Origin of the sequence: Hephaestia caeni (assembly GCF_003550065.1) — a bacterium.
In the GTDB taxonomy this organism is placed as follows: Bacteria; Pseudomonadota; Alphaproteobacteria; order Sphingomonadales; family Sphingomonadaceae; genus Sphingomonas; species Sphingomonas caeni_A.
Window position 1 is genome coordinate 448,816 of the sequence record NZ_QXDC01000002.1, and the last position, 22,742, is coordinate 471,557.

General features: G+C 63.4%; 22 protein-coding genes, 1 tRNA gene and 2 pseudogenes. 11 read left to right on the forward strand and 14 right to left on the reverse strand.

What is annotated here, in order from left to right; all coding sequences use genetic code 11:
• Positions 1 to 15 precede the first annotated feature (15 nt).
• The 5 genes from ilvD to DFR49_RS02070 are packed head-to-tail and all read right to left on the reverse strand — an operon-like array spanning position 16 to position 6,595.
• On the reverse strand, positions 16 to 1,737 hold the full coding sequence (gene ilvD, locus DFR49_RS02050) for a dihydroxy-acid dehydratase (protein WP_119034368.1): 1,722 nt from the start codon (positions 1,735 to 1,737) through the stop codon (positions 16 to 18).
• Between the two features lie 30 nt (positions 1,738 to 1,767).
• A complete protein-coding gene (locus DFR49_RS02055) occupies positions 1,768 to 2,475 on the reverse strand; it encodes an N-formylglutamate amidohydrolase (protein ID WP_119034369.1) in 708 nt (235 codons plus the stop codon).
• 46 nt (positions 2,476 to 2,521) lie between these two features.
• Positions 2,522 to 3,349 carry a 4-(cytidine 5'-diphospho)-2-C-methyl-D-erythritol kinase gene (locus DFR49_RS02060; protein ID WP_119034370.1) on the reverse strand — a complete coding sequence of 276 codons (828 nt, stop codon included), beginning with the start codon at positions 3,347 to 3,349 and terminating at the stop codon, positions 2,522 to 2,524.
• Positions 3,346 to 4,917, reverse strand: coding sequence for a tetratricopeptide repeat protein (locus DFR49_RS02065; RefSeq protein ID WP_119034371.1), 1,572 nt, complete (start codon positions 4,915 to 4,917; stop codon positions 3,346 to 3,348). The genes DFR49_RS02060 and DFR49_RS02065 overlap by 4 nt, the downstream gene beginning before the upstream one ends.
• Before the next feature lie 40 nt (positions 4,918 to 4,957).
• Complete coding sequence (locus tag DFR49_RS02070; RefSeq protein ID WP_119035235.1) at positions 4,958 to 6,595, reverse strand: electron transfer flavoprotein-ubiquinone oxidoreductase; 1,638 nt, start codon at positions 6,593 to 6,595, stop codon at positions 4,958 to 4,960.
• A gap of 136 nt (positions 6,596 to 6,731) precedes the next feature.
• On the opposite strand from DFR49_RS02070, the gene DFR49_RS02075 reads away from it, so the two are divergent.
• From DFR49_RS02075 to moaB, 3 genes are read left to right on the forward strand one after another with little or no spacing between them, the layout of a single operon-like run.
• Positions 6,732 to 7,457: a uracil-DNA glycosylase family protein gene (locus DFR49_RS02075; RefSeq protein WP_119034372.1), complete on the forward strand. Its 726-nt coding sequence runs from the start codon at positions 6,732 to 6,734 to the stop codon at positions 7,455 to 7,457.
• Positions 7,457 to 9,238 (forward strand): lytic transglycosylase domain-containing protein, encoded by a 1,782-nt coding sequence (locus tag DFR49_RS02080; RefSeq protein ID WP_119035236.1) that lies wholly within the window; start codon positions 7,457 to 7,459, stop codon positions 9,236 to 9,238. The genes DFR49_RS02075 and DFR49_RS02080 overlap by 1 nt, the downstream gene beginning before the upstream one ends.
• A complete protein-coding gene (gene moaB / locus DFR49_RS02085; protein WP_119034373.1) occupies positions 9,228 to 9,755 on the forward strand; it encodes a molybdenum cofactor biosynthesis protein B in 528 nt (175 codons plus the stop codon). Before DFR49_RS02080 ends, moaB begins: the two co-directional genes overlap by 11 nt.
• 27 nt (positions 9,756 to 9,782) lie before the next feature.
• Here the strand turns inward: moaB and DFR49_RS02090 are convergent, their stop codons facing one another.
• Complete coding sequence (locus DFR49_RS02090) at positions 9,783 to 10,127, reverse strand: VOC family protein (protein ID WP_119034374.1); 345 nt, start codon at positions 10,125 to 10,127, stop codon at positions 9,783 to 9,785.
• Positions 10,128 to 10,184: 57 nt separating this feature from the next.
• Between DFR49_RS02090 and DFR49_RS02095 the strand changes: the two are divergent.
• Positions 10,185 to 11,254, forward strand: a pseudogene (locus tag DFR49_RS02095) (PA0069 family radical SAM protein).
• A gap of 3 nt (positions 11,255 to 11,257) precedes the next feature.
• Here DFR49_RS02095 and DFR49_RS02100 read toward each other — a convergent pair.
• From DFR49_RS02100 to lepA, 3 genes are all read right to left on the reverse strand, one after another.
• Positions 11,258 to 12,847 (reverse strand): alpha-L-fucosidase, encoded by a 1,590-nt coding sequence (locus DFR49_RS02100; protein WP_245968199.1) that lies wholly within the window; start codon positions 12,845 to 12,847, stop codon positions 11,258 to 11,260.
• 70 nt (positions 12,848 to 12,917) lie between these two features.
• Positions 12,918 to 13,523 (reverse strand): superoxide dismutase family protein, encoded by a 606-nt coding sequence (locus DFR49_RS02105; protein ID WP_245968200.1) that lies wholly within the window; start codon positions 13,521 to 13,523, stop codon positions 12,918 to 12,920.
• Positions 13,524 to 13,588: 65 nt separating this feature from the next.
• A complete protein-coding gene (gene lepA / locus DFR49_RS02110) occupies positions 13,589 to 15,400 on the reverse strand; it encodes a translation elongation factor 4 (protein ID WP_119034376.1) in 1,812 nt (603 codons plus the stop codon).
• Positions 15,401 to 15,540: 140 nt separating this feature from the next.
• Between lepA and DFR49_RS02115 the strand changes: the two genes are divergently transcribed.
• The 3 genes from DFR49_RS02115 to DFR49_RS02125 all read left to right on the forward strand — a co-directional run bounded on the left by DFR49_RS02115 (position 15,541) and on the right by DFR49_RS02125 (position 17,519).
• Complete coding sequence (locus DFR49_RS02115) at positions 15,541 to 16,842, forward strand: FAD-dependent oxidoreductase (RefSeq protein WP_119034377.1); 1,302 nt, start codon at positions 15,541 to 15,543, stop codon at positions 16,840 to 16,842.
• A gap of 99 nt (positions 16,843 to 16,941) precedes the next feature.
• Positions 16,942 to 17,018: transfer RNA gene (locus tag DFR49_RS02120), tRNA-Pro, on the forward strand.
• Positions 17,019 to 17,273: 255 nt separating this feature from the next.
• On the forward strand, positions 17,274 to 17,519 hold the full coding sequence (locus tag DFR49_RS02125; protein WP_037491290.1) for a hypothetical protein: 246 nt from the start codon (positions 17,274 to 17,276) through the stop codon (positions 17,517 to 17,519).
• Between the two features lie 30 nt (positions 17,520 to 17,549).
• Here DFR49_RS02125 and DFR49_RS22475 read toward each other — a convergent pair.
• The 5 genes and pseudogenes from DFR49_RS22475 to DFR49_RS02155 all read right to left on the reverse strand — a co-directional run.
• Positions 17,550 to 18,578: pseudogene (locus tag DFR49_RS22475) on the reverse strand (recombinase family protein); the annotation flags it as partial.
• 21 nt (positions 18,579 to 18,599) lie between these two features.
• Positions 18,600 to 19,043, reverse strand: coding sequence for a type II toxin-antitoxin system VapC family toxin (locus DFR49_RS02140; protein ID WP_037491286.1), 444 nt, complete (start codon positions 19,041 to 19,043; stop codon positions 18,600 to 18,602).
• Positions 19,043 to 19,282, reverse strand: a complete 240-nt coding sequence (locus DFR49_RS22480; protein ID WP_037491284.1) for a FitA-like ribbon-helix-helix domain-containing protein — start codon at positions 19,280 to 19,282, stop codon at positions 19,043 to 19,045. The genes DFR49_RS02140 and DFR49_RS22480 overlap by 1 nt, the downstream gene beginning before the upstream one ends.
• A 45-nt stretch (positions 19,283 to 19,327) precedes the next feature.
• Positions 19,328 to 19,600 carry a hypothetical protein gene (locus DFR49_RS02150; protein WP_004211694.1) on the reverse strand — a complete coding sequence of 91 codons (273 nt, stop codon included), beginning with the start codon at positions 19,598 to 19,600 and terminating at the stop codon, positions 19,328 to 19,330.
• Between the two features lie 312 nt (positions 19,601 to 19,912).
• On the reverse strand, positions 19,913 to 20,329 hold the full coding sequence (locus DFR49_RS02155; protein ID WP_004211693.1) for a helix-turn-helix domain-containing protein: 417 nt from the start codon (positions 20,327 to 20,329) through the stop codon (positions 19,913 to 19,915).
• Positions 20,330 to 20,774: 445 nt separating this feature from the next.
• On the opposite strand from DFR49_RS02155, the gene DFR49_RS21570 reads away from it, so the two are divergent.
• The 4 genes from DFR49_RS21570 to DFR49_RS02170 all read left to right on the forward strand — a co-directional run bounded on the left by DFR49_RS21570 (position 20,775) and on the right by DFR49_RS02170 (position 22,733).
• Positions 20,775 to 21,068, forward strand: a complete 294-nt coding sequence (locus tag DFR49_RS21570; protein ID WP_004211692.1) for a hypothetical protein — start codon at positions 20,775 to 20,777, stop codon at positions 21,066 to 21,068.
• On the forward strand, positions 21,055 to 21,825 hold the full coding sequence (locus tag DFR49_RS02160; protein WP_004211691.1) for a DsbC family protein: 771 nt from the start codon (positions 21,055 to 21,057) through the stop codon (positions 21,823 to 21,825). Before DFR49_RS21570 ends, DFR49_RS02160 begins: the two co-directional genes overlap by 14 nt.
• A 192-nt stretch (positions 21,826 to 22,017) precedes the next feature.
• On the forward strand, positions 22,018 to 22,332 hold the full coding sequence (locus DFR49_RS02165; protein WP_004211690.1) for a hypothetical protein: 315 nt from the start codon (positions 22,018 to 22,020) through the stop codon (positions 22,330 to 22,332).
• A gap of 134 nt (positions 22,333 to 22,466) precedes the next feature.
• Complete coding sequence (locus DFR49_RS02170) at positions 22,467 to 22,733, forward strand: type IV conjugative transfer system protein TraL (RefSeq protein ID WP_004211689.1); 267 nt, start codon at positions 22,467 to 22,469, stop codon at positions 22,731 to 22,733.
• The last annotated feature ends 9 nt before the right edge of the window (positions 22,734 to 22,742 follow it).

Here is a 22,742-nt window from a genome sequence, read left to right on the forward strand (position 1 = left end):
GAAAGCCGGCTTTTCTCAGATATCCGCGTAGACATGGCGTTCGGCTCGGGCTCCCGGATGGGTGACCGCGCCTTTATAGGCCGGGCCGACGTTCTGCGCATAGCGCCACAGCGCGCCCGAACCGTAATCGTTGGTGCGCGCCTGCCAGCGCGTGCGACGCTCGGCGAGAATATCCTCGCCGACATCGAGGTCGATCGTGCCCTCGACCGCGTCGATACGGATCGTATCGCCGTCCTCGATCAGCGCGATCGGGCCGCCGTCGGCCGCTTCGGGGCCGACATGGCCGATACAGAAGCCGCGCGTGCCGCCCGAAAAACGGCCGTCGGTGATAAGCGCAACCTTTTCGCCCATCCCCTGCCCATAGAGCGCGGCAGTGGTCGCCAGCATCTCGCGCATGCCGGGGCCACCCTTGGGGCCTTCGTAGCGGATCACGATCACCGAGCCTTCGGCGATCTCGCGATTCTCGACCGCCTCGAACGCCGCTTCCTCGCAATCGAACACCCGTGCCGGGCCTTCGAAGCGCAGCCGCTTCATGCCTGCGACCTTCACGATCGCCCCGTCGGGCGCCAGCGTGCCGCGCAAGCCCACGACGCCGCCCGTCGGCGTGATCGGCGTCCTGGCGTCGCGGATCACCTTCTGGTCAGGGTTCCACGTCACCTCGTCGATATTCTCGCCGAGCGTCTTGCCGGTGACCGTGATGCAATTGCCGTCGAGCAACCCTTCGGCAAGCATCGTCTTCATCAGCATGTAGACGCCGCCGGCCTCGTACATATCCTTGGCGACATACCTTCCACCCGGTTTCAGGTCGGCGATGTAAGGCGTTGATTTGAATACCTCGGCAACGTCAAACAGGTCGAAATCGATGCCCACCTCGCTTGCCATCGCGGGCAGATGGAGCGCGGCGTTGGTCGAACCGCCGGTCGCCGCAACGACGCGCGCCGCATTTTCGAACGCCGCGCGCGTGCAGATGTCGCGCGGGCGCAGGTTGCGCTCGACCAGCGCCATCACCTGTTCACCCGCCGCCACCGCCAGGCTGGCGCGATCGGGATAAGGCGCAGGCATCATATTGGAATTGGGCAGCGACAACCCGATCGCCTCACCCACGCACGCCATCGTGTTGGCGGTATATTGGCCACCGCACGCGCCCGCGCCGGGGCAGGCGACCTTTTCGAGCGCGATCAGTTCGTGGAGCGGACACCCGCCCGCGGCGTGCTTGCCGACCGCCTCGAACACGTCGATCACGGTGACGTCGTCGCCTTTGAAATGGCCCGGCAGGATCGACCCGCCATAGACGAAGATCGACGGCACGTTGAGCCGCAGCATCGCCATCATCATGCCCGGCAGCGATTTGTCGCATCCCGCGAAGGTGACGAGCGCGTCGTAGCAATGCCCGCGCACCGACAATTCGACCGAGTCGGCGATCACCTCGCGGCTGACCAGCGATGATTTCATCCCCTGGTGCCCCATCGCGATCCCGTCGGTGACGGTGATCGTGTTGAACCGGCGCGGCATCCCGCCACCCGCGATCACACCCGCGCGCGCGGCATCCGCCTGCATGTCGAGCGTGATATTGCACGGCGCGCTGTCGTTGCCGGCGCTCGCCAGCCCGACGAAGGGCTTGGCGATATCCTCCTCGGGTATCCCCATCGCGTAATAATAGCTGCGTTGCGGGGCACGTTCGGGGCCGACCGACACATAGCGGCTCGGCAGGCGGGATTTATCGAAATGACGGGTCATGACGACAGCCTATTTCCCCAACGCATCGCGCTACGCAACCCTGTTGCGCGTCTCGGCGATAATTTCGGTCAGGATTTCTGTCCAACGCGCGACACCCGCGCTGTCCGAGATCAAATCGTTGCGCACTTCGATCGCGAGATAGGGCAGTCCCCGCGCTTCGCCGTGACGGTTGAGCGTCGCATTGAGTAACCGCCCCGAATAGGGCTCGTTGTCGCCGACCTCGATATGCTTCGCGCGGAGCAACGCGATCGCCACCTGCGCCGCGCGGTCGTCCTCGTTATACAGGATGCCGGCTTCCCAACGTCGCGGCGTGCCGCCGTTTTCGAGTTGCGGCGTGAAGCTGTGGATCGACGCCAACAGCTTGGGCGCCCGCGTATCGATCAGCCGCGCGAGCGCCTCATGATACGGCCGATGGAAACGATCGATCCGCTCGTCGCGATCGGCTACCGCGTTGCCCGGAATGACGTGGCCGTCGCTCGCCGTCGGGATCAGCGCGGGATGATCGGGCTCGCGATGCAGATCGATCACGAGTCGCGACACCGTGGCGAGGATCGCGGGCGCGTCGAGACGTTCGGCAAGCGCGCGCGTCAGCGGTTCGGCGCCGATATCGATCGCGATGTGGAGATCGAGTAACTCGGGCGCGATCCCCAGCGCGATGCCTTCGGGAACCACGTTCGAAGCATGATCGCACAGCAGCAGGATATCCGCATCGCCGTCGAGGATCGTCGGTCGGCTCATGAATCACTCCCGGGGGTCGATATATCCACGTTCGGTTGCTCCCCTATCACGCGAGCGCCGATTCGAGACACCACCAGTCGGGATGGCTCGCCCGAATCGCGGCTGCGGCATGCGCGCGTTCGGTGGCATCGCGATAGAGCGCGAAACAAGTCGCACCCGACCCCGACATCCGCGTGAGCAGCGGGGCGCCGGTACTGCCCAGCACCGCCAGGACATCACCGATGACCGGCGCGATCGCCCGCGCGGGCGCTTCGAGATCGTTGCGGCCGCTTAGCGCGCGGTCGAGCAATCCGCCCTCGGCGATCGGGCCGCGGTCCTCGCCGTCCCACCGCGCGAAAACGGCGGCGGTCGAAACCGCCACGCGCGGGTTGACGAGCAGCAGCGGTGTGCCTGCCAGGCCGTCGAGCGGCGCGAGTTGTTCGCCCCGTCCGGTGCCAAGCGCGGCGCGGCCCAAAAGGCACGCCGGAACATCGGCCCCCAACTCAACCGCACAGGCGGCCAACCGGGGATCGTCCGGCGAGACCTGCGTCAGCCGAGCGAGCGCCCGCAGCACCGCCGCGGCATCGGCGGAGCCACCGCCAATCCCAGAGGCAACCGGCAGGTTCTTGTCGAGGCCGATTGCGAGCGGCCCGGGTGTGCCGAATGCGCTGGCGAACGCCTCGATCGCCGCCAGAACCAGATTGTCCAGCGTCGAAAGGGCCGCCGCAAACGGCCCCGTGATCGTAAAGCTTGACGCGGCAGCGAGTTCGACGCTGACGGCATCGCCGTCGCGCGCAAAAGCGAACAGCGTCTCGATCGCGTGATAGCCGTCCGGCCGGCGATGCCGAACGTGGAGCGCGAGATTGATCTTGGCCGGCGCGCGTTCGACGATCACCGCGCCGCGCTCTCCTGCGCGCCCATCCCGCCTTCGATCTTGCCGGCGAGCCGTTTGGCGTCGTCGCCCTCGGCATAGATCGCGGCGGCGCGCCAGGCATAGCGCGCCTCATATTCGCGGCCTGCCTTCCAATAGGCATCCCCAAGGTGCTCGTTGATCTCGACATCGGCGGGCGATTTCCTGGCGGCCTCCTGAAGCAGCGGCAACGCCTTGGCGAGATCACCTAGCCGGAAATACGCCCAAGCCAGCGAGTCGGTGATCGCGGGATCATCGGGTTCCAGCGCGCTCGCCCGTTCGACGAGCGCCAGCGCTTTGGCGGGATCGCCACCATGTTCGAGCGACGAGTACCCCAGGTAATTGAGCACGATCGGCTCGTTGGGCGCCAGTTTGAGCGCCTTTTCGAGCGCCGGCCGCGCATTTTTCCAATCGCCCGCCTGCTCCAGCGCGCCACCTTTCTGAAGCCAGAGCAGCCAGGTCGCGCGCCCCCCCGCGCGCGTGATCGCGGTGTCGTACATCCTCGCCGCGTCGGTATAGCGTGCAGCGTTGACGAGTTGGTCGCCGTAACGCTGTGCGGCCGCGACGCCGGCATCGGGCGCTTCTGCAAGCGCCGCCGCCGCGGCAAGCGCTCGGGCGTCTTGACCCGCGTTGGCGAGCACGGTCACACGGGCATCGGCCGCAGCAGGCCCGAACGAGCCACTGACATCGACCGCATCGAGGGTTTCGAGCGCGAGTTCGGTCTCGCCGAGATCGCTCAACGACGCTGCGAGCAGCAACCGCGCGCGATCGTTGCCGGGATCGGCGCGCAACGCCGCGCGCATCAGCACGATCGACAGCGGCGTCGGATCACCGATCGCCAGATCGCCCGCCAGCCGCGTGAAGAGCTGCGATACCCCGAAACCGAACGACGGCTTGGCGCCCTTGCCCAACCCTGCCGCAACCGCCGCGACTTCGGGATCGTTGCCGGCCAGCAGCGCGTGCGCCTGTGCCGTGTGCCCGCTCCCGGCGAGCAATCGCGCGGCATTGATCCGCGTGTCGATGCCCGACTGGTCAAGGCCGGAAACCGCCCGGATACCGGCAAGGCCGCCGTCGATATCGCCGCGCGCGATTCGGAGCAGCGCACGATTTTCGGCGCCATAGCGCTTGAATAGCGGGTTGTCGGCGGCCGTATCGAGCGCCGCAAAGGGATCACGCTTACGGCCGACGGCTTGCCAGGCCCTCAGGATCGGCATGGTGAAGGCAAGTGGTCCGCGGCGTAAATCGTCGATCGCGCGGGTCGCCGCCTTGTCGTCCTTCGCCGCTACCGCGCCGGCGAGCCGCCACAAGGCGCTGTCTTGCGGCGCAACGCCCGAACGTTCGAGAACGCTGAGCGCGCGATCGGCAAGCGCCGCGTCGCCTGCCTCCATCGCCGCGCGATAGGCGCGGATCGCGACCAGTTCGTTGGCCGGGGCCGCATCAAGCGCGGCGGCATACCCCAGAGCGGCGCGGCGCGCATCGCCCTCGGCATCGGCCGCTCGGGCTTTGATATAGTCGGCAAGATCGGCGGGGCGCGTGCTTGCCGCTGCGGGCACGGCGAATGTACCAGCGAGAAGCGCGACGATCAGCGCGGGCTTACATATTCGGATAATTGGGGCCTCCACCGCCTTCGGGGACCACCCAATTGATGTTCTGGGTGGGATCCTTGATGTCGCACGTTTTGCAATGGACGCAATTCTGGGCGTTGATCACGAACTTCGGATTGCCTTCTTCCTCGCCGACGATCTCGTAAACGCCCGCGGGGCAATAACGCTGCGCCGGTTCGTCGTACATCGGCAGATCGTAATCGACCGGAATGTCGGGATCGCGCAGCGTCAGGTGGACCGGCTGGTCCTCCACGTGATTGGTGTTGGAGAGGAACACCGACGACAGCCGATCGAAACTGATCACACCGTCGGGCTTGGGATAGGAAATCGGCCGCACCAGATCCTTGCGCCACAGGCTCTCGTGGTCGGGATGATGGCCGAGCGTGAATGGCATCGTGATGCCGAGCTGTTCGGCCCACATCGTGACCCCCGCCAGCCCCGAGCCGAGGAAATCGCCATATTTCTTGACCAGCGGCACGACGTTGCGAACCTTCTTGAGTTCCTTGTAGACCCAGCTTTTCTCATAAGCGGCCGGATAGGCCGTGAGTTCGTCATGCTCGCGCCCCGCTTCGATCGCTTCGAACGCGGCGTCGGCGGCCATCATCGCGGTCTTCATCGCGGTGTGTGAGCCCTTGATCCGCGGCACGTTGACGAAACCTGCCGAGCAACCGATCAGCGCGCCGCCCGGAAACACCAGCTTGGGCACCGATTGCCAGCCGCCGTCGTTGATCGCACGCGCGCCGTACGAGACGCGCTTGCCGCCTTCGAGCACCGCACGGATCGCAGGATGCGTCTTCCAGCGCTGCATTTCCTGAAAGGGCGAGAGATACGGGTTACGGTAATTGAGCCAGGTGACGAAGCCGAGCGCAACCTGCCCGCCTGCCTGATGATAGAGAAAACCGCCGCCGTTCGCGTCCTCGCCCAAGGGCCAGCCCTGCGTGTGGATAACGCGACCGGGGACGTGCTTTTCAGGCGCGATGTCCCACAATTCCTTGATGCCCAATCCATAGACCTGCGGCTGACTGTCGCGCGCGAGATCGAACTGGCGGATCAGTTCTTTGGAAAGATGTCCGCGCACGCCTTCGGCAAGGAAGGTATATTTGGCGTGCAGTTCGAGCCCCGGCTGGTAATCGGGCTTGTGCGTGCCGTCGCGCGCGACGCCCATGTCGCCGGTCGCCACCCCCTTCACCGAGCCGTCGTCGTTGAACAGGATTTCGGCCGCCGCGAAGCCGGGGAATATCTCCACCCCCAGTGCCTCGGCCTGCCCGGCAAGCCAGCGGCACAGGTTGCCGAGGCTGCCGGTATAGGTCCCCTTGTTGCTCATCAGCGGCGGCAACATGAAATGCGGCATTTCGCGCTTGGCGGTTTCGCTCAAGATCCAATGATGATTTTCGGTCACCGGCGTCTCGGCGAGCGGGCAGTCCATATTGCGCCAATCGGGCAGCAGTTCGTCGAGCGCCTTGGGATCGACCACCGCGCCCGACAGGATATGCGCGCCGACTTCGGAGCCCTTTTCGAGGATGCAGACCGAAAGGTCGCGCCCTGTTTCGGTCGCACGCTGCTTGAGCCGGATCGCCGCTGCCAGCCCCGCGGGGCCGGCGCCGACGATCACCACGTCATAAGGCATCGATTCACGTTCGCTCACAAAATCTCTCCACGCCGCGTTGCCGACTTGCGCTCGTCGTGTTGCAGCAACGTCCTGTCCGAGGGTCAGTGCCTGCCAATTGACCGGCTCGTCAACCAGTGACTCTATTGATCGCGATATGGGGGCAGATCAGAACATCAACTGGCGGCACGCGGCGGCAAGCGCGCTCGATTGGTGGCACGAGGCCGGCGTCGATACGCTGGTCGACGATGCGCCGCGCGCGTGGCTGCGCGAGCCACGCGCGGCGGAGGCACGCCCGGCGGACCAGATTGCCGCCCCTGCTCCCGCTCAACCCGCGGCACTGCCTGACACAATCGACGCGTTCGAGACGTGGCGCATTGGCCCGGGCGCTCCCGAGGCCGGATGGCCCGGCGCCCCGATCGCCGCGCGCGGCAACCCCGCCGCTGACCTTGCGATCGTGGTCGACATGCCCGAGCGCGACGATGGCGATACCTTGCTCAGTGGGGCCGCAGGCATATTGTTCGATCGTATGCTTGCCGCGATCGGGCGCGATCGATCGAGCGTCTATCTCGCGCCGCTCTGCGCAATCCGACCGATGTCGGGTCAGATCCCCGCCGATCTCGGCCCGCCGCTCGCAGAAATTGCCCTTCATCGGCTCGCTCTGTGCCGTCCTAGGCGGTTGTTGCTGATGGGTAATGCGGCGAGCCGTGCGTTGCTCGGGGTCAACGCGGCCGCAGGACGCGGTTGTTTGCATGTCCTTAACCATGCCGGCGGACAAGCCGAGACGGTCGCCAGCTTCCCGCCGCGGTTCCTGCTCGAACAACCCACGCGCAAGGCGGAAGCGTGGAAAGACTTGCAATTGGTGGCCGGGGGGTTGGCATGATGCGAGGATGGCTACTGGTCTGCGCGTTTGCCGCATTTTCTGCGCCAGCCTTGGCCGCCCCTGCCGACACCGCCGTAGATACCCGCGTGCCGCGTGTGGGGGCCGATCGTGGTGCCGCCATCCCTGCCCAACTCGACGCCCGCCAGCGCGAAGGCTATCGCGCCGTCTTCGCGGCGATCCGCGACAAACGCTGGACGGACGCGCAACTCGGGCTCGATCTGATGAAGCCGGGGCCGCTCCACGCGATCGCGCGGGCCGAGCTTTATACCGCCGCCGGCAGCCCCAAAGTCGCGCTCGATCCGTTACTGGCGCTGCTGCGGGAAGCGCCCGAGCTTCCACAAGCAGCACAGCTATCGCGTCTTGCCGCGCTGCGCGGCGCAACCGATGCCGATCTGCCGCCGTTGCCCGAAGTGCATGACCTGCGTTGGATCGCGGGCGCACCGTCGCGGCGCCGCGCGAAAGGCATCAGCGACGCCGCGTCCGCTGCGCTTGCCGTGGAAATGCGCCCGTTCATCAAGGCGGATGATGGCGCGAGCGCGGAAGCGTTGCTCGGGCAAACCCAGGGCCTCACCCCCGAAGCGACGACCGAATGGCGTCAGCGCGTCGCGTGGATGTATTATCTCGAAAGTGACGACACCAACGCCCGGCGCGTGGCCGCGACCGCTGCCGGCGATCCCGGCGAATGGGGCGTGCAGGCGCATTGGGTCACCGGGCTCGCGGCGTGGCGCCAGCGCGATTGCGCCGTCGCGGGCACTTCATTCGAGGCGGTGGCGACCCGCGCGGGCGATTCGGACATGCGCGCTGCCGGAGCCTATTGGGCCTCGCGCGCAGACATGGCATGCGGCCGTCCCGACAAGGTGCAGGGTCACCTCCAGACCGCCGCGCAATATGACGAGACCTTCTACGGCCAGCTCGCGCGGCAGGCGCTCGGGATCGATGCGCCGATGTTCCGCCCCGTCAACGTCTCGGCCGATTGGGCGCAGCTTGAACATCGGCCCAACGCGCAGGTCGCCGCCGCGCTGGTCGAAATCGGTGAAAATCGTCTCGCCGACGAAGTGATCCGCCACCAGGCCGAGATCGGCGCCGCGAGCGATTATGCCGCACTCATCCATGTTACCGCCGCGATGAACCTGCCGAGCACGCAGCTCTGGCTCGCGCATAACGCGCCCGCCGGCGCGACGGCGGTCGCCTCGGCCCGGTTCCCGGCCCCCGATTGGGTACCCGACGGCGGCTGGCGCGTCGACAAGGCGCTCGTCTACGCCCACACGCTCCAGGAATCGCGCTTCCGCACCGATGTCGTCAGCCCCGCCGGCGCCTATGGTCTGATGCAGATCATGCCCGCCGCAGCGATCGACATCGGCCGCGCGCACGGCCGCGTGATCGATCGGGCCGATCTGACGCGGCCTTCGACCAATATCGAGGTCGGCCAATCCTATCTCGAGCAACTTCGCGATCAGGCCTGTACCGGCGGGCTGCTTCCCAAGGTGATCGCCGCCTATAACGCCGGCCCGGTGCCGGTGAGCGCCTGGAACGCCTCGACGCGCGACAATGGCGATCCGCTGCTCTACATCGAATCGATCCCTTATTGGGAAACCCGCGGCTATGTGACGACGGTGCTGCGCAATTACTGGATCTACGAAGGTGAGACGGGCAAGAAGGGCTCGCCGAGCCGCGCCGCACTCGCACAGGGCATGTGGCCGCGGTTCCCGGGAATGTCGGGCGCCACCGCGATCCGCATGGGCGACACGCCGCGCGCGACGATGACCGCCAGTGCCGATTGACGAAACAGCCGCGTTCCTCCCGGTCAGGATCGCGGTTCTCACCATATCCGATACACGCACCTTCGCGGACGATCGGTCGGGTGATATTCTCGTGGCACGGATCGAGACCGCCGGGCACACGCTTGCGGATCGTGCGATCGCGAAAGACGACGTCGCCGCGATCGTGGCGCGCCTCGCCGCCTGGATCGACGACCCCATGATCGATTGCGTCATCACCACCGGCGGCACCGGCGTTACCGGGCGCGACGTGACCCCGGAGGCCATCGGCCAAGTCGCGGATAAGATGATCCCCGGCTTCGGCGAGTTGTTCCGGTGGCTGAGTTTCCAGTCGATCGGCACCTCGACGGTGCAGTCGCGCGCGTGCGCCTGTGTCGCGCGCGGCACCTATATCTTTGCACTGCCCGGCTCGACCGGAGCGGTCAAAGACGGATGGGACGGCATTCTCAAAGACCAGCTCGACAGCCGCCATAAGCCCTGCAACTTCGTCGAACTGATGCCGCGCCTCCGGGAGCGTTAGGAAGGCCGTATTGGACGCGCGGCAGCCCTATTCCACCGCGGGCTGCATCACCGCGATCTCATGGCCATCGGGATCACGGAAATGGAAGCGTCTGCCGCCGGGAAAAGCGAAAATCGGCGCTGTTATCGTGCAGCCTGCGGTCCAAACCGCGGCCTCGGCGGATTCGAGATCGTCGACCTCGATCACCGGCAGCGCAGCGGCGGTCTTGGCCTTTGCGTCCGCCTGAAAACCGATATCGGTATCACCGCTCGTCGTTGCGGCATAGGTCGGGCCGAAATCGGTGAAGCTCCACCCGAACGCGGCGCCGTAGAAGGTCTTTGCGGCCCCCGTATCGGCGACGGGAAGCTCGAGATAATTGATCCGCGCGGTCATCACTGTCTCCCGTAATCGTTCTTGATATGTTCTGGAGCGAGCGCTATGCCTTTGTCAATGGCGATCAAGCAGCGCGCCGTGCGCGGCGCCACCCTCAACCGCGAGAGCAAGCGCTTCAACCTGCCCCAAACGCACGAGGCGACTGGCTCGATGCACGCGCCGCGATCGATGGCGCCCCTCCCCCGCTGCGCACGACGATCACGATCGAAAAGCCCAGGACGATCCTCACCTACAACACGTCACCCGACATCGGTTTCGATCGATCGGTGAATCCGTATCGGGGCTGCGAGCATGGCTGCATCTATTGTTTCGCGCGACCCACCCATGCCTATCACGACTTGTCGCCGGGCCTCGATTTCGAGAGCCGGCTGTTCGCCAAGCCCGGTGCGCCTGCCTTGCTCCGCGAGGCGCTGGCGAAACGGGGCTATGCCGTCCGGCCGATCGCATTCGGCACCAATACCGATCCATACCAGCCGATCGAAGGCACCTGGAAGATTACGCGCGGTTGCATCGAACTGCTCGCCCAGACGCAGCATCCGCTGACGATCACCACCAAATCGAATCGCGTGCTGCGCGATCTCGACCTGCTCGAACCGATGGCCCGCAAGGGGCTGGTGGCGGTAGCGGTATCGATAACCTCGCTCGATCCGCGGATCGCGATGACGCTCGAACCCCGTGCGCCCGCCCCGGAACGACGGCTGACAGCGGTGCGGCGGCTCGCCGATGCGGGCGTCTCCGTTTATGTCTCGATTGCCCCCGTCATTCCCGCGATCACCGACCATGAGATCGAGCACATCATCGAGCGCGCCGCCGAATCGGGCGCGCGTGGCGCGTTCTTCCTGCCGGTACGGCTGCCGCACGAGGTCGCGCCGCTGTTTCGCGCCTGGCTGGAGACGCACTTTCCCGACCGCGCGGGCAAGGTGATGGCGATTATCAATTCGATCCGCGACGGGCGGGACAACGATCCCGAATTCTTCACCCGGATGCGCGGGCAAGGGCCGTGGGCCGAGTTGATCCGCACACGCTTCATACTCGCGTGCAGGCGCTACGGGCTCGCCAACGAGCGGATCGTGTTGCGCACCGATCTGTTTCGGCCGCCCGCAGGCGCGCAAGGCGAGTTGTTCTGACGGTCAGGTGGCGGCAAGCCCCCTGCCCTCGATCCGCACGACGGGCACGACATCGCCCGCACCCGCCGGCGGCAACGCCAGCCGAAGCCCGGCATCGCTGCGATCGATCGCAAGCGGCCCTCCGCCGACCAGACGCACATGCTCGATCGTCGCACCGGGAAGCGCATCGCGCCCCAGCGCGGCGATCGTCACCGGCCCGGTTGGCCATGCAAGCAGGATCGCGCACAGCGCGCCGTCCTTGACCGTGAACCGCACGTCCTCAGCGGTGAAGGGCTTAGCCTCGCCCTCGTTCATCACGCCGACGGGCACGGCGGTCGGGCCTTCGCCGAAGATCCGCCACGGTCGCGATCTATAGATCGCTGCCTCGCCGTTTCGCGCCATCCAGCGCGTGATGCCGGCGACGATCTTTTCCTCCTCGCTATCGATCGTACCGTCGCCGCGCACGGGAATCGACAGCAGCAGATTGCCGTTCTTCGCCACCACATCGCACAGCCGCTGGATCACCTGTTCGGCGGGCACATAGCTTTTCTGCTCGAAGCGCGCGCGATTGTAATGCCAGTCGCCGATACAGGTACACGTCTGCCACGGCTCGGGTCGCAGGCGGTCGGAAAAACCGCGCTCGACATCTTCCACCAACGCGCCGCGCTGATAATCGGTGAGCTTCTTCGCCGTAAGCACCACATCGAGCCCGCCATCGGCGCCCTTCCCTTGCGCGTAATAATGCGCGAGCGCCTCGATGCCGTAACTGCCGAACGGCAGGCCGGTATCGTCGAGATAGACCACATCTGGTCGGTATTTCTCGACCATGTCCTTCTGCCGCGCGAGCCAGTTGGCGGCGAAGGCCGGGTTCTGCGGCGGCACGAATTCCATCCAGCGGCCATCGTGGACGTCGTGCCAGGCGTTCATCGCCGCGATCGAGCCGATGCCGTCGGGCGAGACGAAACTGGGCCCGCAATAGAGATCCTGCGGGTCGAGGCCGTCCCACCATGTGCCCTTGCCGTCCGCCTTGGTCAGCTTGAACGCGTCGTAGCGCTCGCCCGCGCGCGGGCCTTCGGCGTCGTAGCCGTAAGCGGTCTGCCACCAGTGCCAGGCGTGCGAGCTGTGATTGCTGATCCCGAAGCGCAGCCCGGCCCGGCGCACCGCCTTTTCCCATGTGCCGACGATATCGCGCTTCGGCCCGACGCGCGTGCTGTTCCAGGCGTGGTGTGCGCTATCGAACGCGTCGAGATTGTCGTGATGGCAACCCAGCGCCATGAAATATTTGGCGCCCGCTCGCTTGTAGAGGTCGATCAATGCCTCTGGCTGCCAATGTTCGGCCTTCCAGCGATTCTCGATCTCGATGAAGCCGGTATCCGCCGGGTGCCCGTAATGCGCGAGATGGTGCGCGTACATCGGGTGACCCTGGACGTACATCAGCCGCCCGTACCAATCGCCCGCCTCGGGCACGCATTGCGCGCTCCAATGCGCCCAGATGCCGAACTTGGCATCGCGGAACCAGTCGGGGACCGAGAAGGCGCTCCGCAAATTCGACCAGTTCGGCGAAACGGGCGCCGCGGTTGCCGCGACGCCCGATGCTGCCATGCCACCCAGCATGGCGCGTCTCGTTAGCGATACCATGCAGCATCCGATCATGCGGCATGGTCGATGTCAACGTGTGCCGGCGCTATTGCGCCGTGATCACACCGCAGGCGATCCGGCCGCCGGCATTGCCCGACGGATCGCTCTTGAGGTCGTCGGCATCGGCGTGCACCACCAGCGCGGCACCGTCGGTATCGAGCAGGCCCGCAAGGGTCGCGCCGGCGACGTCGAAATCGAGCGTGCCGTTGCCATCCGCGCCGACGTCCATGTTGGGCAGGTCGCCCAGATGCGGCCGCGGCGATTCGGCGTTGTTGATGCCGTGATGGGCGCCGGTCGGGTTCCAGTGGCCGCCCGCGGTCTCGAAGGTCGGTGCATCGCACTTGCCGGTCGTGTGGATATGGACCGCGTGCGTGCCCGCCGGCAGCCCGGTCGCGGTGAGCGTAACGTGGAGCGCGCCATCGGCCTCGGTGACGGTGGCGCTACCGGCATCCTTGCCGTCGGCGGTCTTGAGCGCGGCGATCGCGGTACCGCCGGCTGCCATCATGTTGCCGTCGACCATGTTGTCGAGCCCCATGTCATTGCCAAAGGCGGTGTCGTTCATCGCGGCATCGTTGGTCGTCCCGGTTCCGCCCGAGCATGCCGCCAACGCCATTGCAAGCGCCGCCGCGCCCGTCATCGCCATGAATCGCATCACTCTTCTCCCGTTGTTATCTCGTGGTCGGAGGGGAACCCCCCGATCAACGACAGAGTTCCGTATCAGTTTTCGTCGCCCATGCGCAGTGCGGCGATGAAAGCCTCCTGCGGAATGCTCACCGAACCGTATTCGCGCATCCGCTTCTTGCCTTCCTTCTGCTTCTCCAGAAGCTTCCGCTTGCGCGTGATATCGCCGCCATAGCATTTGGCGGTCACGTCCTTGCGCAACGCCGCGATCGTCTCGCGCGCGATCACCTTGCCGCCGATCGCCGCCTGGATCGGGATCTTGAACAAATGACGCGGGATCAGATCCTTGAGGCGCTCACACATTCCCCGGCCCCGGCTTTCGGCGGTCGAGCGGTGGACGATCATGCTGAGCGCATCGACGGCCTCGGCGTTGACGAGAATGCTCATCTTGACGAGATCGCCGTTGCGATAGCCGATCTGATGATAATCGAAGCTCGCATAGCCGCGGCTGATCGACTTCAACCGGTCATAGAAATCGAACACGACTTCGTTGAGCGGCAGTTCGTACGTCACCTGCGCGCGGCCGCCGACATAGGTGAGATTCTTCTGGATGCCGCGGCGATCCTGGCACAGTTTGAGGATCGCGCCGAGATACTCGTCGGGGCAATAGATCACCGCTTCGATCCACGGTTCGGCGATCGTCTCGATCTTGTTGGGATCGGGCATGTCGGCCGGGTTGTGCAGTTCGACATGGCCGCCGCCGTGCGTCAACTCGATCTGATAGACGACCGAGGGCGCCGTCGTGATCAGATCGAGATCATATTCGCGTGTCAGCCGCTCCTGAATGATTTCGAGGTGGAGCAGCCCCAGGAAGCCGCAGCGGAAGCCGAAACCGAGCGCGGCCGAGGTCTCCATCTCGAAGCTGAACGAGGCGTCGTTGAGGCGCAGCTTTCCGATCGATTCGCGCAGCTTCTCGAAATCGGCGGCATCGACGGGAAACAGCCCGCAGAACACCACCGGCTGGACTTCCTTGAACCCCGGCAAAGGTGCCGCGGCGGGCTTTTTCGCGTCGGTGATCGTATCGCCGACAGCGGTCTGCGCGACTTCCTTGATCTGCGCGGTGATGAAGCCGATCTCGCCCGCTTGAAGCTCGGTCAGTTGTTCGATCTTGGGCCGCATGCAGCCGACGCGATCGACCAGATGCGTCGTCCCGGTCTGCATGAACTTGATCTGCTGGCCTTTCCTGAGCGTGCCTTCCATCACCCGCACGAGGATGACGACGCCGAGATACGGATCGTACCAGCTATCGACGAGCATCGCTTTGAGCGGCGCGTCACGATCCCCCTTGGGCGGCGGGATACGCTTGACGATCGCTTCGAGCACCTCGGTGACGCCGATCCCCGATTTGGCGCTGGTGAGCACCGCATCCGATGCATCGAGGCCGATGATATCCTCGATCTCGGCCTTCACCTTGTCGGGCTCGGCCGCGGGCAGATCGATCTTGTTGATGACGGGGACGATCTCGTGATCGTGCTCGATCGACTGATAAACGTTCGCGAGCGTCTGCGCCTCGACGCCTTGCGCCGCGTCCACCACGAGCAGCGCGCCCTCGCACGCGGCGAGGCTGCGGCTCACCTCATAGGCAAAATCGACATGGCCCGGCGTATCCATGAGGTTGAGTTCATAGGTTCCGCCATCAGCGGCGGTGTAGGCGAGGCGCACCGTCTGCGCCTTGATCGTGATCCCGCGTTCGCGCTCGATATCCATATTGTCGAGCACCTGCTCGCTCATCTCGCGATCGGTAAGCCCGCCCGTCGCCTGGATCAGACGATCGGCGAGCGTCGACTTACCGTGATCGATATGCGCGATAATGCTGAAATTGCGGATATTTTCGAGCGGAGTGGCCACGGATCGATTCTTGCCTGAAGGAGGAATGCCGCGCCGATAGCAGGCGCGCGACGCTTTGCCAAAGCGTCAGCGATAGCCGCGCTTGCCCTGTCGCGCCAAGCGATTACGGTGCACCTCCAACGGCAAGGGAGAGCGGGTGTATGCGTCACGTCGCGGTGATCGGATCGGGGCCGGCGGGCTATTACACCGCCGAAGCCTGCCAGAAGACCTTTGGCGACGGCGTCCGCGTCGATATCATCGATCGCCTGCCGGTGCCCTTCGGCCTGATCCGTTCGGGGGTCGCGCCTGACCATCAATCGATCAAGGGCGTTTCGCGGCGCTACGAAAGCGTCGCGCTGACCGACAATGTCCGCTTCGTCGGCAACGTCACCGTCGGCAAAGACGTAACCGTCGCGGAGTTGCGCGCGCTCTACGACGCCGTCGTGCTCGCGACCGGCGCACCATCGGATCGCGCGCTCGATATTCCGGGTGCGGATCTACCCGGCGTGATCGGGTCTGCGGCATTCGTCGGCTGGTATAACGGCCACCCCGATTTCACCGACCTGGCGCCCGCGCTCCACGGACCCGGAGCGGTGGTGATCGGGAACGGCAATGTCGCCCTGGACGTCGCGCGCATCCTCGCCAAGACCGAGGCGGAGTTCCTCGGATCGGATATCGTCAACCACGCGCTCGATCGGTTGGGGGAGCATACGATCGACACGGTGACGATCCTCGGCCGCCGGGGGCCGCACCAGATCGCGATGACACCCAAGGAACTGGGTGAACTGGGCCAACTCGAGCGCGCCAGCCCGCGTCTCGATGCCGCCGATTTCCCGCCCGAGGACGCCGACACCGCGCTCGAACCGGGTCAGCGCAAGTCGGTTACGCTGTTGCGCGAGTTTGCGGCGCATCCGCAGGACAAGCCGATCGGCATCGTGTTCGATTTCTTCGCGCGGCCGGTGGCGATCGAAGGCGACGGCGCGGTCGAACGCATCATCGTCGAGCGGACGCAGCTCGACCGCGATGGCGGGGCCACGGGCACCGGCGAAACCTATGCCGTGCCGGCGGGACTGGTGGTGAGCTGCATCGGCTATCGCACCCCGCCGATCGAGGGCGTGCCCTACGATGCTGCGCGCGGCCGTTTCGCCAACGAAGACGGACGGATCGCGCCGGGGCTCTACGCGGTCGGCTGGGCGCGACGCGGGCCTTCGGGGACGATCGGCACCAACCGCCCCGACGGCTATGCGCTTGCCGAGCATCTCGCCGAGGATCTGCCCGAGGACGGCGGCAAACAGGGTCGCCCGGCGCTCGATGCCCTGTTGGCGGAACGCGGTGTCGACGTCGTCACGTTTCGCGACTGGCAGCGGATCGAGCAGGCAGAAATCGATCGTGCGCGCGACGGCTCACCACGCGAGAAATTCACCAGCATTGATGCGCTGCTCGACGCACGCAGCGGGCAATGACGATCGCGCACCAACCCGCTTGCGCGCCTGCCTGCTCCTCGGTATAGGCGCGCCTCCAGCTAGTCGCTCGCCCCGCTGGGGCGACGCGCGTGACTCCGTCGGGGAGTAGCTCAGCCTGGTAGAGCACTGCCTTCGGGAGGCAGGGGCCGGAGGTTCGAATCCTCTCTTCCCGACCAAATCTCATTTAAGGGGGTAGCGGCGCCGCTGCCCCCTTGAGATGGGTCGGTTTCATTTACGGTATTTGCAAGCATATCAAATGGTTGGCGGTACTCGGCACTCAGTTCGCCATGCTTCCAAGTGCAGTTCGATAGTACGAAATTGAGCAACCGACGTTTCTCGATTCCATTAGAACCCTCGAACAATCCGAGCGCTTTGCGCGCTAGCTTCAGCAGGGCCACCCCTTCATCCATATAGTTATTGCTGGCATCTTGATGCCGGACGAGATCGCGTTGGCAGCGATCGAGCTCGTCGCGCCATTGCAAAGCCATGCGGCGATAAAAATCGTCAGTGACAGTGCCATCCAGCTTATCGACATAGACAGCTTCCAGACGCTTCCGAAGGCGCTCGCTCTCCGCATGAAGGTGCGTCATCGCTTCATCATGGTCGTGCCGCTCAACCTCGAAGCTGTCCTTCAGCGCTTCGACGATAATATCGTAAACATTCTCGTCGAAACGTAGCTTGGCCATCAGTACGGCAAACTGCTCCTCAAGAACTTCTTCACGCACGAATTTCTCGGGACATTTTCCCCGGAAGCCGGTGCAGTGGTAATATATATATTTGCCTTTCTTGATCTCGGCCGTCACAGCGCAGCCGCAGTGGCCACAGCTAATTAGGCCGGTAAAAGCAAATTCACGGACACCACCGCCGGTTTTAGCGTTGCGGGTTTTCTTGTTCCGTCCATCCAGAATGTCCTGCACACAGTACCACAGATCTTTCGAGATGACCGGTTCATGGCTTCCTTGGTAGACCTTGCCTAGCCATTCGAACTCTCCGGCATAGAGGCGGCTCCGAAGAATCTTATGCACGGTGCTGATTGGCACTGGGCGCTGGCTCTTGCGGTAGGCAAGACCTTCCTGCCGAGCGAGAGCGCCGATCTCCTTCAATGAGTAGCTTCCAGTTGCATACCACTCAAACAATCGCCTGATGATCGGGCCCTGATCGGGGTCGATGACGATCCGCTTTTTGCCATCTTGACCCATTAGATTCTGATATCCGAATGGCGCAGCACTCGGCCAAAGACCCTGCTCTGCCTTCTCCAACATGCCCTTGCGGACTTCCTCGGACAGATTGTCGATGTAGTTCTTAGCCATCAGCACCTTGATGCCGTGCATGAACTTTTCAGAAGACCGGGATTCCCGAGAGAGCGCGATACCCTCTTTCACAAGATGGATTTCGACATCGAGCTCGTCGATTGTCACCCAATCCTTGAGATTGCGGTAGAGGCGATCGGTCTTTTCGACCATAATCGTCTGGATGGTTTTATGCTTGCGAAGGTAGCGGATCATCTCGTCGAAATTGGTCCGTCCGCTTTGCTTAGCCGTCTCCACGTCCACATATTCGGCCGCTACGGTAAATCCGCTGGCCTCGGCGTGCTCGCGAAGCAATTTCAACTGGGCAGGTATCGAGAAGCCCTCGCGCTCCTGTTCGCGTGAAGACACTCGCGCATAGACCACGGCCTTGGGAGTTTGAACCTCCTGCGCTTTCTGCTTCGTTTTCGTTCGAACTGCTCGCGCCATATCGATACTCCGTTGTGCCGGCTAATGCCGTTCTCCGCTCCCGCCTGCCACTTCCTTCAAGGAAAGAATCGATTGCGCAGCCGCAGGCGAGGACTGCCGAACCTTTTCGAGGAAGCGCGCATCAGAGGTGACGAATTGCCATCCTTGGCTCATTGCCAGCGCGAGATACACACAGTCATATGCTGGGTGATCAAGGTCAATAGCAAGTTTTGCGGCTGGCTCCATCAGAGACCGCATGGGGCAAAGCTCTAAGTTAGCGCGTTGGATGATTCGCATCGCAACCATCGCTTCGTCCGCTGACATCTCGGTCAGGCGAACTTTTTTCCAGAGTATGTTGGCACATTCTGCAATGAGCAGATCAGGGGCTGACAAATGGTGTCCAGACAACAATGATACGGCTTCGTCCGTCCCATCTTCGGTAACAACCCATTTCACCGCGATGCTCGCATCTATTACGATGCGCATCACCGCTCCTCACGCCCTTCAAGCAACAGGACTTCCGAGGGAGTCTGCTGCCGCTTTGCGGTCAGAGCACGCATCTCGGCTGCCAGTGTTTCGAAGGAGGGGTCCGTCTCAGTCGACAAAACTTGTCGCAGAATTTCCCTATGCTCAGCCTCAACCGAGCGGCCGTGCCTTGCAGCCCTTCGGCGCAAACGCTGGATTATGTCGTCGTCAAGATTACGTACCTGAAGCGCACCAGCCATTGCGACACCTATCGACGAGGAATGATGTCAATGATGCCAGTGACGTCATTCCTCGTCAATTCGGACGTTCCGGCAATTTTCGGGTAACTGCTCCTCAGCAGACGCCTTCTCTTGTGCCCTGTCCCATTCGCCGAGCACCCGGAAGAAACCCGTCAGATTCTCCAGAATTTGACGCGCATCCTCGTTGGTGAGCTGCCTGGTTGTACGTTCCTGGAAGAGCTTCCGGGTTTTCTCGACCAACTGGTCGGAGAACCGCCTACTGTGGCGGACAGAACGCTCGCCCGGAACGTCAATACCGCTATTGTCGCGCCCCGTCATTGGTTGGCCTGCTCAGCCATACGGCTGACCCCCCTGGTTGCGCCAACAGTGAAGGCGAACTGTGCTGCTAGCACTTGATCGTCAGTACAAAGGAAGCCGGGGACGAGACAACGTCGTTCATCGATCCGGAACGAACAGTCAGATCTGTTCAGATTGGCTATATTCATGGAACGCCACCTCAAAGGCAGCGCAAGGCGATCAAGAAGCTTAGGCAGTGTAGCATTATGAATGAATGCGATGAAGGACCAAGATTGCAGTTTTGGCACCAATTGGCACAAACAGGCGCCCTGATGCCTTTTGGATGCCAGTTGATCAACGTTCGTCGTGGTGACTGGAAGGCCACCATTCTGACGGCAAATCCTGCTTCAGAGAATTGACCGCCCAATCCACGATCAACTCGATGCACTTGCGTTCGAGGCCCCTGATATCCTCGTAGTATAAGTGCTGCGGAAAACGGATGCCGTGCGCCATAAAGAGGACCGGGAACATAATATGTCCGATCGAGTCCCCTAGCCGCAAGGTTGCGCTGATATGATCTTCCAATCGCGTACCCGGAGCACCGGCCTCTACATCCCGTAGCCATCGCGGTCCAAACCCCATCTCGTGAGCAAGTTCCGATTGCGTGACTTGTCGACGTTTACGTTCCTGCCTGACCCGCTCCCCGGCCATCTTTTTGATGACCTTGAAAAGGGACAGGTCGACGGGGGCGAATTTCTCATTCGATGACATTGCTCCGCTCTCCTCGGAAAATCTCCTGACATGATAAATTGAGGCAGGGCGTAAGGTATTCATCCGATATTTAGCAATAATAGATGGCGTTGAATTTAGAGGTACTTCACTGCCGATAAGGCAGAGAAATGCTCATTTGCTTTCGCATTGTCACTGAAGCCATCCTTTTGGTGCATTTCGTCGGATTTCGACTATTTTGACAATGCGACGCCGGCAATGGCCTACACCGGGTGATTTGAGCAAAGCCGCGCCTATAACCAACTAAATTCGTACATTTAGAACTCATTTTGGAGAGCGGCGCGGCTCCGCTCCTACTGCTGTTGCAATTACTTCTGTTTCAAATCACTCAGACATCGAGCCGAAAAATACAGATCGATTCGGGTCTTCTACTTCGGGTCCACAAGTAATTCTCAAACCTGGCGCAATGCGCCGAATGGAGTCGTGCATGACGCCGATTGCCAATGCGATGACCCTTGCCTGTTGCGCCCTCGTGGTCACGACATCCACACAGGCGGGAACTGACGGCAGCGCACCGCTAAACGTGGAAGGTCAGCGGACCATCGTTCCGACGATGAGCGGCTTCGTCATCCGGGCTTCCGGCGCCGGTGGAGCCGGCAGCGCCTCCGTTCCGCCGACCCCATCCAAAATCATCCGGATCGGCGCCGACATGCATCTTGATGCGCGGCTGTTCCTGCGTCCGGCCCTTTCAACAGAGGAGAGTTCGCATGCGCGTCGCTAAGCCGGGGGCATTCGCCCTCGTCCTGCCTTTTATCCTGGTCTTCCAGAGTGCCGCCTCTGCGCAGCAAGTTGATCCTCTTGTCGTCGCGGCTCGCGAAGCCGAGAACGAATTGCGGCAGACATTCACTAACCTGCAGTTCGAGGATTTCGGTCCGGCACCGGTCAAGGGCCCGATCTATCAGGCGAGTGCCGGCGGCCGGATCATATATTACGCGCCTGAGAGCGAGCACCTGCTCTTCGCGGCGGTTTATGATCGCAATGGCATAAACATTACCGCTCTTGCCCAGGATAGGTCTGCGCAGCGGAAGCTGGCGGCGATCGATACAAGCAAGGCCTTGGCGATCGGCCCCGCTGACGCCCCGCAGGTGATCGAGTTCACCGATCCCGATTGCCCTTATTGCCGCGCGCTCGACCGGTTCTGGGCCGCGAAGGAAGCGGAGGGCAAGCCCGTCCGCCGTCTGATCATCTTTGTCTCGGGCATCCATCCGGAAGCTGCCGCCAAGGCCGAGCATATCCTCTGTTCGCCTGACAAGGAGGCTGCGTTCAAGACGGTTTACGCGGGAGCGGCTCCAGTTGAGCTCCGCAGCTGCGCGGAAGGCCGAGCCAGGGTCGAGGCGGACGCGCGTGTCGTGAGCAAGGCGGGCATCACCGGCACGCCTACGCTGATCGTGGGCGGAAAGATCATATCCGGCTTCCAGCAGGCCGAATTGGAAGAATTTCTGAAGACCGGGAAGGCGCTCGCCGATGCCGCGCGCTGAACGGTTCTCCACTCTCCCATCGCGGACGCTCGCGGCCGTCCTCCTGCAGCATGGCAGGACGGCGCCGCGCGCACCGGAATGCCGACGGCGAGACCCGAAACGGGCCGTCCAGCCTCGCCGTCGGCCGACAGCGATCCCCATCGATGCCGGCCAGCATATTGCGGAGCGGCCCATTTTGACTGGAGCACGTGCATGTTGAAGACACTTGGAAGGCAAACCGCTTCCTTCGCCAATATCGGCATTCCCCTGGCCTTCGCCGCGATGGTGAGCGGTGGCGCTCACGCGTTCACCGCGCCGGCGGTCGGCGACCTTGGTTACGACATCTATGACATCGTCGTGAACAAAGGCGTGAAGGGACCGCTCGGTTTCGTCGGCGGCGTTGCCGCGTTCTTGTTCGGCGTCTCGCGCCTGTTCAGCAACGTCATGGTCGGCATCCCCACCATCGTTGCCGCGGTCTGCCTGATCAAATCCGACACCATCCTCCAGACTTTCGGGATGGTCATCTGACGGTTTGGTTCGCCGTCCGATTGCACGGATGGCGGACCTCAACAAGCCAGAGCGCTTCGGCGTGCTGGCGAGACTGCCTGTGTTGTTCAACCGCAGCTTCGCAGGGCGGTCTTGAAGCAGGAGGAGAAGGGTTCGTGGACGAACGGCTACCCCAATATCTGCACAAGCCGGTTCAAATCCTCTGGTTTGGGTCGGACGAGTTCGTGCTGGTGATGTCGACCATCTTCGTCGCCGTAATCCTCGGCGGGATGCTCGGCTGGGCGCTCATCGCGGCCCTTCTCCTTTTCATTCCCTGGCTTCGGACCAAGCCGCGTGGGTTCATCCCGCACCTGGCCTGGCGTTGGGGGCTGGTTCGCTGGTCCAAATATCCGGGTCCGACGCAGACCCGCTTTTTCGAGTGAGAACAAGCG

What these genes read in the sequence shown, in the direction of transcription:
- DFR49_RS02115 (WP_119034377.1), top strand. Translation starts at nt 15,541, where the DNA reads ATGCGTCACGTCGCGGTGATCGGATCGGGGCCGGCGGGCTATTACACC.
- DFR49_RS02165 (WP_004211690.1), top strand. Translation starts at nt 22,018, where the DNA reads ATGTTGAAGACACTTGGAAGGCAAACCGCTTCCTTCGCCAATATCGGC.
- DFR49_RS02100 (WP_245968199.1), bottom strand. Translation starts at nt 12,847, where the DNA reads ATGCTGGGTGGCATGGCAGCATCGGGCGTCGCGGCAACCGCGGCGCCC.
- DFR49_RS02075 (WP_119034372.1), top strand. Translation starts at nt 6,732, where the DNA reads ATGGGGGCAGATCAGAACATCAACTGGCGGCACGCGGCGGCAAGCGCG.
- DFR49_RS02070 (WP_119035235.1), bottom strand. Translation starts at nt 6,595, where the DNA reads ATGCCTTATGACGTGGTGATCGTCGGCGCCGGCCCCGCGGGGCTGGCA.
- DFR49_RS02055 (WP_119034369.1), bottom strand. Translation starts at nt 2,475, where the DNA reads ATGAGCCGACCGACGATCCTCGACGGCGATGCGGATATCCTGCTGCTG.
- ilvD (WP_119034368.1), bottom strand. Translation starts at nt 1,737, where the DNA reads ATGACCCGTCATTTCGATAAATCCCGCCTGCCGAGCCGCTATGTGTCG.
- DFR49_RS22480 (WP_037491284.1), bottom strand. Translation starts at nt 19,282, where the DNA reads ATGGCTGGTGCGCTTCAGGTACGTAATCTTGACGACGACATAATCCAG.
- DFR49_RS02140 (WP_037491286.1), bottom strand. Translation starts at nt 19,043, where the DNA reads ATGCGCATCGTAATAGATGCGAGCATCGCGGTGAAATGGGTTGTTACC.
- DFR49_RS02090 (WP_119034374.1), bottom strand. Translation starts at nt 10,127, where the DNA reads ATGACCGCGCGGATCAATTATCTCGAGCTTCCCGTCGCCGATACGGGG.
- DFR49_RS02155 (WP_004211693.1), bottom strand. Translation starts at nt 20,329, where the DNA reads ATGTCATCGAATGAGAAATTCGCCCCCGTCGACCTGTCCCTTTTCAAG.
- DFR49_RS02125 (WP_037491290.1), top strand. Translation starts at nt 17,274, where the DNA reads ATGCCGGACGAGATCGCGTTGGCAGCGATCGAGCTCGTCGCGCCATTG.
- DFR49_RS02150 (WP_004211694.1), bottom strand. Translation starts at nt 19,600, where the DNA reads ATGACGGGGCGCGACAATAGCGGTATTGACGTTCCGGGCGAGCGTTCT.
- DFR49_RS02105 (WP_245968200.1), bottom strand. Translation starts at nt 13,523, where the DNA reads ATGCGATTCATGGCGATGACGGGCGCGGCGGCGCTTGCAATGGCGTTG.
- DFR49_RS21570 (WP_004211692.1), top strand. Translation starts at nt 20,775, where the DNA reads ATGACGCCGATTGCCAATGCGATGACCCTTGCCTGTTGCGCCCTCGTG.
- DFR49_RS02160 (WP_004211691.1), top strand. Translation starts at nt 21,055, where the DNA reads ATGCGCGTCGCTAAGCCGGGGGCATTCGCCCTCGTCCTGCCTTTTATC.
- DFR49_RS02080 (WP_119035236.1), top strand. Translation starts at nt 7,457, where the DNA reads ATGCGAGGATGGCTACTGGTCTGCGCGTTTGCCGCATTTTCTGCGCCA.